This is a genomic window from Peptococcaceae bacterium 1198_IL3148, assembly GCA_036763105.1.
GTDB lineage: Bacteria > Bacillota > Desulfotomaculia > Desulfotomaculales > Desulfohalotomaculaceae > JBAIYS01.
Genome location: JBAIYS010000001.1, coordinates 317417 through 333911 on the forward strand (window position 1 = coordinate 317417; position 16495 = coordinate 333911).

The window sequence follows — 16495 nt, forward strand, 5'->3', positions numbered from 1 at the left end:
CATTTTGCATAATTATCGGCAATTTTTACAACAATATAGTATAAATTTACAAAGCAAATGGAGGTGTCCGCTATGGCAGATGTAAAAGAGCGTCGGGAGGTTAATTTAGGCACTTGGGCTACCTTTCAGCCCGGCTGGTGGGTACTACACGTAATTAGTATCATTGTTGTGGGTTATCTCGGATATTATATTTTAGCTGGAATGCGCTAAAGGGGGCTTTATAAATGGGTTTTAATTTTGATTTAAAGGAAGCCAACACCAATTGGGACAATTGGAAGTCATACCTAGGTAAAGCGGTAGAGTTTGCCGAAGAACTGGGTATTTCCCAAGACCGGATTGACCACTTTGCCTATCAAGCCGGGGCAGTGCTGGCAGAAAGTGTTCCCCCAGCCAACCCCGAGCAAAAGGCAGTTAAAGAACTATGGGAAGTGGCCAACAAAGAAGAACAACAGGTGATAGCCCATTTAATGACCAAGTTGGCCAAGAAAAACAGGTAGCAAAGAGGCAATTTTTTAAACATAATAATATCGTATAATAATGTAGGGGTTCGATTCATCGATCCCACAAAACGTAACATTTGTACCTGGTGAAAACTATTATTCAAATAACAAACGTTACTTTAGTGGGCCCAATAAATTGAGCCCCTACAAAAAGCAAAAAAATTGATTCCTAAAAAAGCAAACTACTTCTAAAATGCGTTTGTTGTTTGCAACACATCGTATAGAACCACACAGCAATTTACCACTTAAATCTCTTCTTTAACCATCGAATGACTGGCCCTTCGGTGGTTATATCCATGTGGCATTTCTCGTGGGGATCGGGCACCGGGATGACGCCAAAGAATTCACTGTCCGTTAACTTTACCAACTCCCGGCGATAACTTTGCTGTTGGCCACTAATGTAGGAAACTTCTACAAAACCGGCGGTATAACGGAGCAAATAGTCCAGCGCAGCTTTGTTAAATAAAGGCATGTCGTTAATGCCGATAATCACATCCCCCGAGCGCAAGCCTATGCGCCAGGCAGCGGTTTTGGGAATCACATCCAACACCTTGACCCCATGGCTGGGCGGCACATAAATTGGTTTATCCTGCAATTCCATCCGTTGGCCAACGTGAATTAACGCCTCATGGCCCAAGGGTGAAAACAGCGCCGCTATAACAGCAACGGCAAAATACTTACCTGCCAACACTGCCAATAACAATAACACCACGCTATATATAAACAGATATTTAGCAGAAATATGAGCTTTTTCCTGGGGCCTTCTGGCGGTAACCAAATCCCCGTAGCCTAAACCGGCCATCACTGGAAACAGTGCATATAGTAGCGTATCGGGATCAGCAACCTCCAGTTCCGGTTTAATTAATGGCCACCAATCGGGCATAGCCACACCGGCGTGCACCGCTGTTGTTTGTCCGACAATTAATAACGCCACCACCGGTATCGGCCAGAAACGTTGGAGCACATAGCCCCCCACCACTTGATCGGGGCCAATTTTTATATAGGCCGGCACCGCACCCAAATGACCGCTAAAATAAATCAGCACACTTTCCACCATGTGCAGTATCGCCACCAGCGCCAACACTTGGGGGACACTGACCTGGGGCCACCCAAACACCAAGCTGGAAAAGGCCACAATACCGCCGGCATAGGCAAAGCATAAAAACCGGGCATCAATCAACAATAACAACAGCGCCACCGGCCAAATATAGTTCAATCCCGAACCGGACAGCGTTAAGCCCACAAAAACCATCAACAAACTGCCAATGAACCCACCCACCAGTCCATAACCGGTGGCTTGTACCAAATCCGGCAACCAATTGCCATTTTTAACGCCAAAAAAACTTTGCCTAATTTTCAACATGCGTCGATATTGAAAGGCAATTAGCAACAACACCAGCCAAAACAAAGGATTGAACAGATGGGAAAACATTTGTAGCACTATTGCCGGAAAAATATCAACCAGCCAAAACATTTAACCAGCCCCTATTTGAGGTTAGAATTGTAAAATAAGACCACAGCGTTAACCGTGGCCTTATCCAATGAACCTACATCTTCTCTTTTAGCACTTCCAGCGCCTTTTCCAGTTGCACATCCTGCTCGGCATCCTCCGGCAGTTCCACCACCACATCGGGTTCAATACCCTTCTTGTTGATATCGTGTTTGTTCGGTGTTAAATAACGGGCTGTGGTCAATTTTAAACCGGCACCGTTATCCAAAGGAAATACGATTTGTACCACCCCTTTACCGAAGCTGGTGGTTCCCACCAAGGTACCCACCTGGTGATCCTTGATGGCCCCGGCCAATATTTCCGCGGCACTGGCCGAATGCCCGTTAATCAACACCACCAGCGGCAAATTCAGTGCTGGCTTTTTCGCATTATAGGTCTTATCCTCGCCCTGTTTATAATCAATATGCACTATCGGGCCTTGGGAAATAAATTCATCCGCCACCCGAGTGGCCGAAACCAGCTCACCGCCGGGATTATTGCGCAAGTCCAGCACCAAGCCTTTAATGTCTTTTTCCTTAAGCTTGGTTAACACCTCATCCAACTCATCGGCGGTAATTTCGGTAAACTGAGAAATCTGCACATAGCCAATTTCTGTGTCTGGCACAATTTCCCCTTGCACAGTGGGCACTCTGATTTCTTCCCGCACTAGAGTTTTCTCAATCTCTTCATCTTGCCGCAGTACGGTGATATTAACTTCACTGCCAACGGGGCCCCGCAACATATTGATGGCGGCGTCAAGGTCTAGCCCCACCACATCTTCTGAATTAATTTTAACAATCTTATCCCCAGCCTTGATACCCTCTTTGTCAGCGGGGGTATCTTCATAGGGAAGAACCACCGTTAAATAATCGCCCTCAACACCCACCAGAATTCCCAGTCCCCCAAAGGAGCCGTGAATCTGTTCGGTTAACTTTTTAAAGGTTTCTTGATCGAGATAATTTGAGTAAGGATCATCCAGAGATTCCACAACACCCTTAATGGCACCTTCAACCATTTCTTCGGTGGTCACATCATAGAGGTACTGTGTACGAATTAAAGAAATTACCTTCACAAAATTACCCAAACCGTTATAGTTACTAAATAGCGTATAACCTGTTACTGCCACAAACAAAAAAGCTATTACCCCAAGGGTTATCAATACTTTAGATATACCTCTGGGCCTAGACCCAAAATTCCTCACTTATTCAAGTCACCTACCCTATTAATCTACGTTTATTATACTACATCACCCTGGCAATAATTACAATAAAGGCAATTATGAATTGGGAATTTTAAATTTTGCATGACCAGCCCGATGCATAAAAAAAGGTGCGTGCATAACACACACCCTTTTAAAACTATGTAAGCTTTTTATCAAAAAACATTTGCATGCAGTGATGAATGTGTTTTCTCAAAAAAATTGAGCCACCGATGTAGGGGCTCAATTCATTGAGCCCACCAAAAGTAACGTTAGTTCTTAGATCATAATTCTTCACTCTGGGCAAACGTTACGTTTTACGGGATCGATAAATCGAACCCCTACATTGCAGGTAATAATGAATGTTTTTTCGTAAAATCAGTTACTGAAGATAGTTCATCGGGTTAACTGCGTTGCCGTTTTGCCGTACCGAGAAGTCCAGGTGGGGGCCGGTTGACATCCCGGTGCTGCCCACTTTGGCAATCACTTGGCCTTTGGCCACCTGTTGACCGTTGCTTACCAACTGCTGGGACAGGTGGGCGTATAGCGTTGTCAGCCCGCCGCCATGATCCACCATCACCACTTTACCATAACCACTCATGGTGGTTACAGAAATTACCGTGCCATTTGCGGCCGCCACCACATTGGCCCCGGTGGGGGCCGGTATATCAATACCGTTGTGCATGCGGTCCACCTTTAGCACTGGGTGAAAGCGCATGCCAAAGGGAGATGAAATGCTATTATGTCCCGGCACCGGCCAGGCAAAGACACCACCGGTGTAAGCCGCACCACCGCTGCCGGCATTTTGTTGGGCAATCTGTCTTAGAATTGCCTGTTCTTGCTGTTCCAGCTCATACACCTGTTGGGCAAATTTCTTTTCATCCTGTTGGGCTGCCTGTAAAAGTTCCTTCCGTTCCGCCTGGCGGGATGCCAATTCTATTCTAGCCTGCTCCTGCTGCCGACGCATCTCGGCCAAGTCCCTCATTTTAAGTTCCAGATCACTCTTTTTAACGGCGATGCGGTTCTTTTCCTTTTCCACCGCCTCCATAATTTCTTTATCCTGTTCAGCAATTTTCTTCAGTAATTCCATGCGGATAATTAAATCCGAGAAATCCTCTGCCTCCAACAGCACTTCCAGGTAACTGACTTCGCCGGTTTGGTGAATACCCTTCAGGCGTTTCATCAGCAACTCGGTGCTTGCGGCCAGTTCCTCCTCTGCCACCGCCAGTTCCGCTTCGGTTTGCTTTAAAATTTTATCGGTCTGACTGATGCGCTGGTCCAGACTGTTAATCTCCTGCTCCTTACGGGCAATGGAGCTGTTAATGGCCACCACTTGGCTGGCATAATCTTTAACTACACTCTTTTGTTCATTTAATTTTTCCTTGGTTTGTTGCTGTCTTTGCTGTACCTGTTTCAACTGGTCTTCTAATGATGTCGATTCAGCAATCGAAGTTACTGTGGTTGTTAATAAACAAGCAGTTAATCCGTAGGCCAATAACTTTTTATAAAGATTAGAACCCAATGCTGCTTCCTCCCCGTCCTATACTTTTAAAAAACGGTGAATGGAAACTAAACTTCCAAAGACACCTATTGCTACCCCTAATCCCAGCAAAACACCCAGCAGCATGGTCAACACCTCGCCACTGGAAACCAAACTGATAAATGGCACTGAAACCTCCAGTTGCTTAATTAAGGTGGTATAACCCAAGTTCACCACCAGCACCGCCATCAGCGCACCCAGCAATCCCAAAATCAAACCTTCTATCAAAAAGGGAGCGCGCACAAACCAGTTGGTGGCACCCAGATATTTCATAATGCTAATTTCCCGCCGCCGGGCAAATACCGACATCCGGATGGTGGTGGCAATTAAAAACACCGCCGCCACTGCCAGAATGATCATCACCGCCAAGCTGGCTGTTCGCACCCAGTCGGTGATCACCAGCAGTTTCTCCACCAATCCCTTGCCATAGCGCACCAGCTCTACGTTGGGCATCTGCTCAAACTTTTCGGCCAAGGCCGGCACTTGATTGGCATCCTTCGCTTTAATGCGATATGTATCGTTTAATGGGTTTTTTTCTAAGTTGTCTAGAATATCGCCCTGATCACCAAAGCTTTCCTTCATATCTTTGAGGGCTTGTTCCTTAGAAATGAACTTTACTTCCTCCACCCCGGCGGTGGCCCTAATGTCTTTACCCAGTTGTGATACTTCTTTACTGGTGGTCTCCTCGGCGATAAATACGCTGATCTCCACATTGGATTCTAACTTATTGGTTAGGTAATCAGAATTGATCACCAACAGCACCGATCCACCCAAAATAATTAAAGAAACCGCCACAATGGCTATCGAAGCCACCGTCAGCCAACCATTTCTCACCAGTGATATCAGCGCATCCCGCAGGCTATAAAAGGGTGTGCTAAATTTCAATGTTGTACACCCCGCCCTCTTGGTCACGAACCACTTGGCCACCGTTCATGGCCACCACCCGTTGCTTCATGTTGTCCACAATATCCCAAGCGTGGGTAGACATAATGATGGTGGTACCACTGCGGTTAATGGCACTAAATAACCCCATAATCTCTTTGGAGGTTTCCGGGTCTAAGTTGCCGGTGGGTTCATCGGCGATTATCAACACCGGATTATTGATGATGGCCCGGGCAATGCCCACCCGCTGTTGCTCACCACCAGAAAGTTGGGATGGATATTGGTTGGCCTTATCTGCCATGCCCACCTTCTGCAGAGCCGCCGGCACCGCCCGCTTAATGTAACTGCGGGAAGCACCAATTACTTCTAAAGCAAAACTAACATTTTCCGCTGCCGTCTTTTGGGGCAGTAACCGAAAGTCTTGAAAAACCATGCCAATTTTTCTACGCAAATAGGGAATTTCTCGAGTACGCATGCGCACCACATTTTTACCGTTAAACATCAACTGACCCCTGGTGGGCAATTCCTCGCGATAAATCATTTTCAACAGTGTCGATTTACCGGCCCCACTGGCACCCACTAAGAATACAAATTCGCCCTTGCGAATCCGCAAAGTAACGTCGGATAATGCTTTAACTCCATTATCATATATTTTAGATACATTATGGAAATGAATCACCTAGTGCACCACCTTGTCCAATACATCCAAAATTATTCTTTCGACACCTAGAAGCAATTTCCTTTAAAAAAGGCATAAATGGTAGAAAAAGGTTCACTTTTTGCCAGCAAATAAAAAAGGAAGAAGACAGGGGGAAGACAGGGGGACGGGTCCCTTGTCTCCTCAGCTAAGGAGACAAGGGACCTGTCCCCCTGTCTTAATGTTATCGGTCAGCTAAAATGTTACTTTTTGCGTTTAATTACTTGCTGTACTGCGTTGACTATGTCGGTGGCGGTTAGGCCGAAGTGCTCCAGTAATTCCGCCGGTTTGCCCGACTCGCCAAATACATCCCTTACCCCTACCCGTTTGATGGGCACCGGGCAATGTTCGGCAATGGTTTCGGCCACTGCACTGCCTAGGCCGCCAATAATGCTGTGTTCTTCGGCGGTGACAATGGCACCGGTTTCTTGGGCGGCATTGACCACCGCGGTGATATCCAGCGGCTTAATGGTGTGGGCATCCAGCACCCGGACGTTAACCCCTTGGCCGGCCAGTTGCTCTGCCGCCTCTAGAGCTGCCGATACCATAATGCCGGTGGCGATAATGGTGGCGTCGCTGCCGTCCCGCAGTTGCACCGCTTCGCCAGGGATAAATTTCAAGTTTTCGTCGTGAATAACCGGTACCCCGGATCTGCCTAAACGAATGTAAACCGGGCCTTCAATTTCTGCCGCCGCCCGAATGGCAGCGTCGGTTTCCACCGCATCGGCCGGCACAAAAATTGTAAAGCCAGGCAGCGCCCGCATGATGGCAATGTCTTCGACGGACTGGTGGGAACCGCCGTCTTCACCCACCGTAACGCCGGCGTGGGTGGCGGCAATTTTTACGTTTAAATGTGGATAGGCCACGCTGTTACGAATTTGGTCGTAGGCCCGGCCGGTGGCAAAAACCGCAAAGGTGCTGCAAAAAGGAATTTTACCTGCAGCTGCCAAACCGGCACCGGTGCCAATTAAGTTGGCCTCTGCGATGCCAACATTAAAAAATCTATCGGGATAATGTTTGCCGAAATCATAGGTTTTAGTGGATTTAGACAAATCGGCATCCAATACAACCACATTAGGATTTTCTTTACCCAGCGCCAGCAACGTTTCACCGTACGCCTCCCGGGTAGCAATCTTTTTAGTCACCCCAAAAAACCCCCTTGTTTTGAGCTAGCAAATAGCTTTTTAACCGTTTAGTTTTATTACATTAATTGATAGGTCGATCCGTCGTCCATCATTGCGTGCACACGCTTTTTGTAGGGGTTCGATTTATCGATCCCGCTGACGTAACATCTGTGCATAGTAAAAAGTATTGTACAAGAACAAACGTTGCTTGGTGGGCTTGATGAATCAAGCCCCTACAAAAACCAGACCACGTAAATTATTTACCCGAAGCCTGGTGTAAGCTACATTCAAAATTCATAATTCCTAATTCACAATTGCCTTTACGCCAGTTCTTGCAACGCTTGTTCCACTTGTTCAGCGCTGGGGGCTTTGCCGTGCCAGCCCACTTGGTTTTCCATGAAGGACACCCCTTTACCTTTGACGGTTTGGGCTAAAATCATGGTTGGTTTGCCTTTGGTTTGCTGGGCTTCAGCCACTGCGTTCAAAATTTGTTCCATGTTGTGGCCGTCAATTTCAATTACATGCCAGCCAAAGGAGCGCCACTTGTCGGCCAGCGGTTCCGGTGACATTACATCCTCAATGGGCCCATCTATTTGCATTTTATTGTGGTCTAAAAAGGCAGTGAGGTTGTCCAATTTGTAGTGACCGGCCAGCATGGCGGCTTCCCACACTTGACCCTCCTGTGCTTCGCCATCGCCCAACAGCACATAAACCCGGTAATCCTTTTGATCCAATTTTCCCGCCAGTGCCATGCCGTTGGCGGCAGATAAACCCTGTCCCAACGAACCGGTGGACATATCAACCCCAGGCACTTTGTTCATATCTGGGTGTCCCTGCAGTTTACTGCCCAATTTGCGCAACGTCTTTAAATGAGCCGGCTCAAAGTAGCCCCGCTCAGCCAGTGCGGCGTAAAGTACCGGTGCTGCATGGCCCTTACTTAACACAAATCTATCTCTGTCAGCCCATTTGGGTTCATCGGGGTTAATTCTCATCACAGCAAAATACAGAGCGGTCACAATATCCGTAGCGGATAGTGAACCACCGGGGTGACCAGAGCCAGCCTCGCCTAACATGGTTACAATATCCCGGCGAATGACTTTGGCTATGGACTGCAGTTGTTGCAGTCTTTCTTCACTCATGTTTGTTCCCTCCAACTAATCTATTTTGTAGTAATTGGTTTAAAGCCTTCTCCCAGCACTTCGTGGACATCGGTCAGCACCACAAAGGCCTTGGGATCAGCTTGATGAATAATTTGTTTCAGCTTGGTTGTTTCCTGGCGGGCCACCACCGACAATAGCACATGACGCTGACCGCCGGTAAACATTCCCTGGGCCTGCCAACAGGTGGCTCCGCGATCCATTTCCTTTATAATGACCTCGGCAACCAGCCGGGGTTCCGAGGTGATGATAAAGAAGGCCTTGGCATAAGAAAAGCCCTCCTGCACTAGATCAATTACTTTGGAAGTAATAAAGATGGTGATGAGCGCATACATGGCCAATTCCCACGACTGAAAGGCCAGCCCCGCCGCCAACACCACCGTGGCATCCACCATAAACAACAGTTGGCCAACGTTCATACCGGTATAGGAACGGATAATGGCCGCCGCCATGTCGGTGCCTCCAGTGGAACCTTGGTTGCGAAAAACCAATCCTAAGCCCAGCCCGGTAACCACGCCCCCAAAAATGCTGGCCAGTAATAAATCTTCGGTGGGTACCGGTAAATAGGGGGCCAAAAGGTCAATGCTGATGGCCAAAGTCACGCTGCCAAATAGCGACCGCAGACCAAACCCCATGCCCATGCGGATAAAGGCAATGATAAACAGCGGCAAATCAAAGGCCAACATGGTCATGCCCACCGGCACATGAAACAAGTGGTGTAAAATAGTGGCAATACCACTGACACCACCGGCGGCAATCTTATTGGGCACCAGAAATAAATCCAGCCCCAGGGCGGTGAGCAATACGCCCGCCAACACCCCAATATATCTCAATACAACCCTAAGCATTAACTAACCACCCCATCAACACTTAAGGTTATAATTCCCAAATTCTGTACCCTAATTCAGAAATCCTGCTTTGTTCGCCATTATTTTATACAATAACAAACAACTAAAATGCCACAAGGGGAACCCCCCTGTGGCATTAATTGGCCCCTTGGGCCTGACGTGCTTGTTCCTTGAGGTAGGCACTGATGAACAGATCTATTTTGCCGTCCATTACCTGTTCCACATTACCAGTTTCGGCATTGGTGCGGTGGTCCTTCACCATGCTGTAAGGGTGGAAGACGTAAGAACGGATTTGGCTGCCCCAGGCGATGTCCTGGTGTTCACCCCGCAGTTCCGCCAACTCCTGTTCCTTTTTCTTCAGTTCCAAGTCCAACAGTTTGGCCTTCAGCATTTTCATGGCGGCGTTGCGGTTGGAAATCTGCGACCGCTCATTTTGGCACGACACCACAATGCCGGTGGGAATATGGGTCATCCGCACCGCAGAATCGGTTTTATTGATATGCTGACCACCGGCACCGCTGGCCCGAAAGGTATCAACCTTTAAGTCTTCATCTCGAATTTCAATTTCCACATCGTCGTCGGCATCGGGCATCACATCCACCGAGGCAAAGGAAGTGTGGCGGCGCCCACCGGTATCAAAGGGAGAGATGCGCACCAACCGGTGCACGCCCTTTTCCGATTTCATGTAACCGTAGGCATTGGGACCGACAATTTCCACCGTGGCACTTTTTACCCCCGCCTCGTCCCCAGGCAGCATATCTAAAATTTCCACTTTGTATTGATGGTCTTCCGCCCACCGGGTGTACATGCGCAACAGCATTTCCACCCAATCCTGGGCTTCGGTGCCGCCGGCCCCGGCGTGCAATGAAATGATGGCGTTACCCCGGTCATATTTGCCGGACAACAACACTTCCAGTTCTTTATCTGCCAGTTGTTGCAGCAATTGTTGGTAACTTTCTTGGGCTTCGGCGTAAACACTCTGGTCCCGCTCCTCTTCGCCCAATTCCACCAGTACCAACACATCTTCGTACTGTTGTTGCAACTGCCCAAAGCTAGCCACTTGGTCCTTTAAATTGGCCAGTTTTTGGCTCACCCTTTGGGCCTCACTTTGGTCATCCCAAAAGCCTGGCGCCAGCATCTGCTGCTCCAACTTACTTATCTCAATTTGTTTGTTAGCGATGTCAAAGGGAAACCCTCAAATCTGCCAAGCGATTTTCCAGGGCCTTGATATCCCGCTTTAGTTCCGGATACATCAGCATAACCCCTTATTCTTTATCTTTTCCACAACACTTCTTATACTTCTTACCGCTGCCGCAGGGACATGGGTCATTGCGACCAACGGTCTCTTCATTGCGCACCGGTTGTTTCTTAGCTTCCTTTTCCTCATCCTGATAGCGGTTTTCCACAATGTTGGTGCGTTGCTGTGGTTGCGCCTCCTGGGGCAGTCTCACCCGATAGAGATAACGCACCACTTCTTCCTGGATGCTGTCAATCATGTTTTGGAACATTTCATAACCTTCAAATTTATACTCGGTAACGGGATTCTTTTGACCGTAACCCCGCAGCCCGATGCCTTCACGCAATTGGTCCATGGCATCCAAGTGATCCATCCACTTTTCATCCACAACCCGCAAAATAATCATGCGCTCAATTTCCCGCAGGGTATCTGCACCCAGTGCTTGCTCCCGCTCAGCGTAAGCCGCCAGTGCCTTTTCCTTCAGCAGGTCGGCAATTTCCTCCCGGGGCATGTCAATATCGGCAATTTGTTCCAGCGTGACGTTATGGTTGGGAGCAAATTGCTGCATTTGTAGCAGTAGGTTCTCCCGATCCCACTCCTCTGGGTATACCCCTTCGGGGCAATAGGTGTTTACCAGACCATCTACACATTGTCTAATCATATCCTGCACAGTTTGTTGCATGTTTTCCCCAACCAATACCCGGCGGCGTTGGTCATAAATAACCTCCCGCTGTTGGTTCATCACATCGTCAAACTGCAGCACATACTTACGAATACTGAAGTTGCGGCTTTCCACCCGTTTTTGGGCAGTTTCGATGGATTTAGTGACGATGGCGTTTTCAATGGGCACATCCTCTTCCAAACCCAGTTTTTCCATAATGCCGGAAATGTTATCTGAGCCAAACAGCCGCATCAAGGGGTCTTCTAAGGACACATAAAACCGGCTGGAACCGGGGTCCCCCTGACGGCCGGATCTACCCCGCAACTGGTTATCAATGCGGCGACTCTCGTGCCGTTCGGTACCAATTACGTGCAGACCACCGACGGCCACCACCTGTTGGTGTTCCTTTTCCGTTTCGGCCTTATATTTTTTGACTAATTCTTTATATTCGGGATCTTCCAAAATTTGTACTAAATCAATGTCCTCTTTGTGGCGGCTGCGCATTTCAGCCTGGGCCAAGAATTCCGGGTTACCCCCCAGAATGATGTCGGTACCGCGACCGGCCATGTTGGTGGCAATGGTAACCGCACCATAGCGACCAGCTTGGGCGATAATCTCCGCCTCTTTTTCGTGGTTTTTAGCATTCAACACGTTATGTGCTATACCGCGCTTTTTCAGCATCCGGGAGAGAATTTCTGACTTTTCAATGGTGACAGTACCCACCAGCACCGGTTGTCCCTTTTGATGGCACTGGGCAATTTCTTCCACCACCGCTCTGAATTTAGAGGCCTCATTCTTATAAACCACATCGGCATTATCTTTCCGAATCATCGGCTTATTGGTGGGAATAACCACCACATCCATGCGGTAAATATTAATAAATTCTTCCTGCTCGGTAAGGGCAGTACCGGTCATACCGGACAACTTTTTGTACATGCGGAAGTAGTTTTGGAAACTGATGGTGGCCAATGTTTGGGATTCCTTTTCGATCTTCACCCGTTCCTTGGCCTCGATGGATTGGTGCAACCCGTCACTGTAACGGCGACCAAACATCAAACGACCGGTGAACTGGTCAACAATCACCACTTGGCCATCCTTAACCACATAGTCCCGGTCCCGCTTCATCAGCGCATGGGCCCGTAAAGCTTGGTTTAAATAGTGGTTTAATTCCAGGTTTTGGTCATCATATAGGTTCTCTATCTTTAACATTTCTTCTACTTTGGCGGCGCCCTCTTCGGTGAGGTTCACTGTGTTGGCCTTTTCGTCAACGGCATAGTCCTCTTCGGCCTTTAGCCGGGGCACAACCTTCGCCATGGTGTAATAAAGCTTGGTGGGCTTATCCGCCTGTCCGGAAATAATTAACGGTGTCCGGGCCTCGTCAATTAAAATACTGTCCACTTCGTCCACAATGGCAAAGTTTAACTCCCGTTGCACCATTTGATCGGGATGCATAGCCATGTTGTCCCGCAGATAATCAAAACCAAACTCATTGTTAGTTCCATATGTAATATCACTATAATAAGCTTGTCTGCGTTGCTCCCATGGTAATCCGTGGATAATTAAGCCCACTGATAATCCTAAAAAGCGATAAAGCTGCCCCATAAGTTCACTGTCACGGCGAGCCAAATAATCGTTAACGGTAATTACATGCACACCTTTACCAGTTAGTGCGTTAAGATAGACCGGCAAAGTGGCCACCAGCGTTTTACCTTCACCGGTTTTCATCTCGGCAATGCGACCCTGATGCAGCACAATACCACCCATCAGCTGGACATCATAATGACGCATGCCCAACACCCGTGACGATGCTTCTCTAACCACAGCAAATGCTTCGGGCAAGATGTCGTCTAATGTTTCCCCTGCTTCCAAGCGGCCTTTAAATTCAACGGTTTTTCCCTTCAGCTCTTCATCTGACAATGACTGCATTTGAGGTTCCAAACCATTAATATTTTGTACCACCCGCTCCAGCTTTTTGATTTCCCGGGTATTGTCATCAAATAGCCCTTTCAAAAATTTCAGCATCGGGTATCCTCCTCACATTGAAAGGGAGGAACCTTTATCAGGTTCCTCCTTATATAACATTACCGATTTATTTTACCATTAATAGTTTTTAACTTCAAGGCGGGTAATTTATTACTCAAATTCCTGTTCTATCAAGCCGTAGTTGCCATCTTTCCGCTTGTAAACCACGTTTACCTGTTCGGTTTCAGCGTTAAAGAAAACGAAGAAACTATGGCCCAGCAAATTCATTTGCAATACTGCTTCATCGACATCCATTGGTTTAATGGCAAACCGTTTGGTTTTCACCACCCGCGGGCCATCTTCTGCTGCCTTGGTTGCCGCTGCCACTTTGCCGTTGGCACCCCGGGATCTTCTTTCCATTATTTTGCCTTTATATTTTTCAATTTGCTTTTCTAACTTGTCTACCACCATATCAATGGACATGTACATATCTATGGTGGCTTCTTCACCCCTTAAAATCATACCGTTAATGGGGATGGTGACCTCAACCCTTTGAAAGTCCTTTTCCACCGTTAGGGTTACAATGGCATCACCCATGCCGTCCAGGTATTTCTCCAGCTTACCAATGCGTCTTTCTGCATGTTCCCTTAGCGCCTGTGTTACTTCAATGTTTTTTCCGCGTACAATAATATTCATCTAATTACCACTCCCTTCGCCAGAGTATAATTATATTATTCCCCACATATTAACAATATCCTGCTGTTTCCAAGGAAAATGTTATGAGAAGGTTAAGAATATTATACTCGACAGCATTTGCAAAATGCCATGTCGAAAAAAAAATTTATCAACTTGCTGTTGTGATTAATTTTCTGTGGATAATGTGCATAACTCTGTTGATAACCAGTAAAATCAGCACTTTTGATGTGAGTAACTTTAACGGTCTATTAATTATTTGTAAAATTTTGAAATTAATTGGCACAATTTTTGTCAGAGAACGCGGGCTTATTTGCACTATTTTGCGATATTTGGCGTAGCCGCCAAAGTTAACACCAACACCTCTGTGGCGCCACCCTGTCGCAACACCGCGGCGGCTGTTGAAACAGTGGCGCATGTGGTGATGACGTCGTCAATTAACAGCACCCTTCTGCCTTTAATATTCCCATTATTTTTTAATTGTAACACTTCTTGTAAGTTCAACTCCCTTTGCCGCCGGTTAAGGTTTGCTTGGGGCACGGTATCCCTAACTTTAATCAGTACCTGGCGGCAGGGCAAAGTCAAACCCGCCGCCACCACTTGGGCCAACAGCAGGGCCTGGTTGTAACCCCGCAACCGCTCTTTGGTTTTGGCCATCGGTATTGGCACCACCAAGTCACAATGGTGGTACAGCGGTTCAGCGGCAATGCGCTGCAACATTAGTTTACCCAAAGGTGCCGCCAATTGTTGTTTACCCTGATATTTAAAGCGATGCACCGCCTGCCGCATTGGCCCTTGGTAGGGCGCCACCGCCCGAGCCAGCAAAAAGGGCCGCTCTTTATTAATACAGTCCTCGCACACCTGACCAACACTGGGCCGCCCACAGCGATAACAAAAGGGCTGTTGCCGACATTTAGTCAACCACAGCCCACAGTCAGCACAAATTTTGTTCTCGGCAGATTTGTCACCACACAAAGGGCAAGTCTCCTTTGGTGGAAACAACAGGTTTAATAGGGATTCCAGCAGTTTCATGTAAAACCACCCTTTTACGCTACGCTAATTATGAATTTTGAATTAATTAGACATATATACATTCATCATTACATGTATGCTTTTGTAGGGGTTCGATTTATCGATCCCGTAAAACGCAACCTTTGCACATAACCCACATATTTGCCTATAAACAAACGGTGCTTGTGGGCTCAATGAATTGAGCTCCTACATCACATCTATAGTTGGGTTATTAAATTTATGGGTTCGGCCTTGGCCAAACCCTTTCTTCATTCAAAATTTCTAATTCATAATTAAAAGTTCGTATTTTATCTAAAAAATAACCTAATTCTATCGGATAAAATGGCGTTGTTTACCGCCAGGGCAGCTTGGGAACCAATGATGTTTAAGCTATTTAGCTGTTGGTGGTCAAAACCATGGACCCGTTTACTGCCCAAAACAATCACCCCCACCACGCCATTGGCAGACACCAGCGGCACCGCCATTAGCGAGCGCATCACCTGGGATAATCCTGGTTCTCTGCGCAAAACCTGATCCTTGCGGGTGTCTTCTATTAACACCGGTTCAAAACTTTCCGCCACCCGACCCACAAAACCTTCGCCGGGATAGACATAGATCTTCTTCAGTTGATGGGCATAGGTACTGTTTACCACCACCGGCTCAAAGTAGCCCTTGTCCTCCCGCCACAGGTAAAAGATGCCAGTGTGGTAATTGGCTAAACGTCGAAATTCCTTTAGGATCAAGTCCATCAGTTTATCCAGGTCGGTAATGGCCAGCCTACTGGATATTTTATACAGCACCGTCAATTTTCGGTTAACCAATTCCAAGTCCACGTAAAGTCGCAGAATAAACTGAATGGCCAGCACCGGTATAAACAGCAACACCACCCCAGTGACACCAATGGTATCGTACAGCAGGGCCATAATTAAGCCAATGGGGACGGTAAATAAATAGGTGAGGGCATCCCACTTTAGGACGTCCGTTCTGGTGATATCCGGGTAAAGGCTGATGCGGGGCAACTGATAGATGTAGGTTAGCAAATGGTTAGCGGCGTAATAACCGCCAATAAAGGCCAGTAAAGGCATAATGTTGTCCAACGGACTGCGATCGGTGGGTGAACCACCAATAAGTGTATACAAACAAACCGCTACCCAGGCGGAAATAATGTACTGGGCTCCGTTAAATAACGTGGTGCGCAACGGGTTGCCGCGGTTGGCAATGCCTTGTCCAATTAATATCGATAACCCCACCACATAGACCGCTTCTTCACCGCCATAGATCAAAAAGGTGGCAAAAACCACCGCAAATCCCCCGGAAACCAGTCCCTGGGGAAAGGAGACCGCGAACCATTCGGCCAAAATTATTAGCGCTGTCATCACTACCAGTTCCCGGCCCCAATCAATATCCAAACCAGGGAACAGATCCACCAACACATATGTACCAGCACCAAGCACAAACAAAACAAATAATACATAAAACCCACGCCAGCGCACGGC

Annotated in this window: 15 protein-coding genes; 2 read left to right on the forward strand and 13 right to left on the reverse strand. The window is 47.5% G+C overall.

Going from position 1 to position 16495, the window contains the following annotated elements; genetic code table 11:
* The first annotated feature begins 72 nt into the window (after window positions 1-72).
* Together V6C27_01655 and V6C27_01660 are read left to right on the forward strand one after the other, a co-directional pair.
* Window positions 73-210 (forward strand): hypothetical protein, encoded by a 138-nt coding sequence (locus V6C27_01655; protein ID MEG6615132.1) that lies wholly within the window; start codon window positions 73-75, stop codon window positions 208-210.
* Window positions 211-224: 14 nt separating this feature from the next.
* A complete protein-coding gene (locus tag V6C27_01660) occupies window positions 225-497 on the forward strand; it encodes a DUF3243 domain-containing protein (GenBank protein ID MEG6615133.1) in 273 nt (90 codons plus the stop codon).
* Between the two features lie 241 nt (window positions 498-738).
* On the opposite strand, the gene V6C27_01665 is transcribed toward V6C27_01660, so the two are convergent.
* The 13 genes from V6C27_01665 to V6C27_01725 all read right to left on the reverse strand — a co-directional run bounded on the left by V6C27_01665 (window position 739) and on the right by V6C27_01725 (window position 16492).
* On the reverse strand, window positions 739-1974 hold the full coding sequence (locus V6C27_01665; GenBank protein ID MEG6615134.1) for a PDZ domain-containing protein: 1236 nt from the start codon (window positions 1972-1974) through the stop codon (window positions 739-741).
* Between the two features lie 73 nt (window positions 1975-2047).
* Window positions 2048-3115 carry a S41 family peptidase gene (locus V6C27_01670; protein MEG6615135.1) on the reverse strand — a complete coding sequence of 356 codons (1068 nt, stop codon included), beginning with the start codon at window positions 3113-3115 and terminating at the stop codon, window positions 2048-2050.
* Window positions 3116-3569: 454 nt separating this feature from the next.
* Window positions 3570-4709: a peptidoglycan DD-metalloendopeptidase family protein gene (locus V6C27_01675; protein MEG6615136.1), complete on the reverse strand. Its 1140-nt coding sequence runs from the start codon at window positions 4707-4709 to the stop codon at window positions 3570-3572.
* Window positions 4710-4727: 18 nt separating this feature from the next.
* Window positions 4728-5612, reverse strand: coding sequence for a permease-like cell division protein FtsX (gene ftsX / locus V6C27_01680; protein MEG6615137.1), 885 nt, complete (start codon window positions 5610-5612; stop codon window positions 4728-4730).
* The gene (gene ftsE, locus V6C27_01685; GenBank protein ID MEG6615138.1) at window positions 5602-6288 is read right to left on the reverse strand and encodes a cell division ATP-binding protein FtsE; all 687 of its coding nucleotides are present in this window, start codon (window positions 6286-6288) and stop codon (window positions 5602-5604) included. The genes ftsX and ftsE overlap by 11 nt, the downstream gene beginning before the upstream one ends.
* Window positions 6289-6509: 221 nt before the next feature.
* On the reverse strand, window positions 6510-7451 hold the full coding sequence (locus V6C27_01690) for a transketolase family protein (GenBank protein MEG6615139.1): 942 nt from the start codon (window positions 7449-7451) through the stop codon (window positions 6510-6512).
* 299 nt (window positions 7452-7750) lie between these two features.
* Complete coding sequence (locus V6C27_01695; protein ID MEG6615140.1) at window positions 7751-8569, reverse strand: transketolase; 819 nt, start codon at window positions 8567-8569, stop codon at window positions 7751-7753.
* Between the two features lie 20 nt (window positions 8570-8589).
* Entirely contained in the window at window positions 8590-9435 is an 846-nt protein-coding gene (locus tag V6C27_01700; protein MEG6615141.1) for a YitT family protein, read from the reverse strand.
* A gap of 136 nt (window positions 9436-9571) precedes the next feature.
* A protein-coding gene (gene prfB, locus V6C27_01705) for a peptide chain release factor 2 (GenBank protein ID MEG6615142.1) occupies window positions 9572-10688 on the reverse strand; the annotation gives its coding sequence in 2 pieces (ribosomal slippage) (window positions 9572-10618 and window positions 10620-10688; 1116 coding nt in all).
* Between the two features lie 12 nt (window positions 10689-10700).
* Entirely contained in the window at window positions 10701-13355 is a 2655-nt protein-coding gene (gene secA, locus V6C27_01710; GenBank protein MEG6615143.1) for a preprotein translocase subunit SecA, read from the reverse strand.
* 111 nt (window positions 13356-13466) lie between these two features.
* Window positions 13467-13991, reverse strand: coding sequence for a ribosome-associated translation inhibitor RaiA (gene raiA / locus V6C27_01715; protein MEG6615144.1), 525 nt, complete (start codon window positions 13989-13991; stop codon window positions 13467-13469).
* A gap of 315 nt (window positions 13992-14306) precedes the next feature.
* Window positions 14307-15020, reverse strand: a complete 714-nt coding sequence (locus tag V6C27_01720) for a ComF family protein (GenBank protein MEG6615145.1) — start codon at window positions 15018-15020, stop codon at window positions 14307-14309.
* Between the two features lie 287 nt (window positions 15021-15307).
* Window positions 15308-16492: a GAF domain-containing protein gene (locus V6C27_01725; protein ID MEG6615146.1), complete on the reverse strand. Its 1185-nt coding sequence runs from the start codon at window positions 16490-16492 to the stop codon at window positions 15308-15310.
* Between the last annotated feature and the right edge of the window lie 3 nt (window positions 16493-16495).

Bases quoted from the DNA above. Each gene is read 5' to 3' on its own strand.
- V6C27_01655 (MEG6615132.1), top strand. From the start codon at position 73: ATGGCAGATGTAAAAGAGCGTCGGGAGGTTAATTTAGGCACTTGGGCT.
- V6C27_01660 (MEG6615133.1), top strand. From the start codon at position 225: ATGGGTTTTAATTTTGATTTAAAGGAAGCCAACACCAATTGGGACAAT.
- V6C27_01665 (MEG6615134.1), bottom strand. From the start codon at position 1,974: ATGTTTTGGCTGGTTGATATTTTTCCGGCAATAGTGCTACAAATGTTT.
- V6C27_01695 (MEG6615140.1), bottom strand. From the start codon at position 8,569: ATGAGTGAAGAAAGACTGCAACAACTGCAGTCCATAGCCAAAGTCATT.
- V6C27_01700 (MEG6615141.1), bottom strand. From the start codon at position 9,435: ATGCTTAGGGTTGTATTGAGATATATTGGGGTGTTGGCGGGCGTATTG.
- secA (MEG6615143.1), bottom strand. From the start codon at position 13,355: ATGCTGAAATTTTTGAAAGGGCTATTTGATGACAATACCCGGGAAATC.
- raiA (MEG6615144.1), bottom strand. From the start codon at position 13,991: ATGAATATTATTGTACGCGGAAAAAACATTGAAGTAACACAGGCGCTA.
- V6C27_01720 (MEG6615145.1), bottom strand. From the start codon at position 15,020: ATGAAACTGCTGGAATCCCTATTAAACCTGTTGTTTCCACCAAAGGAG.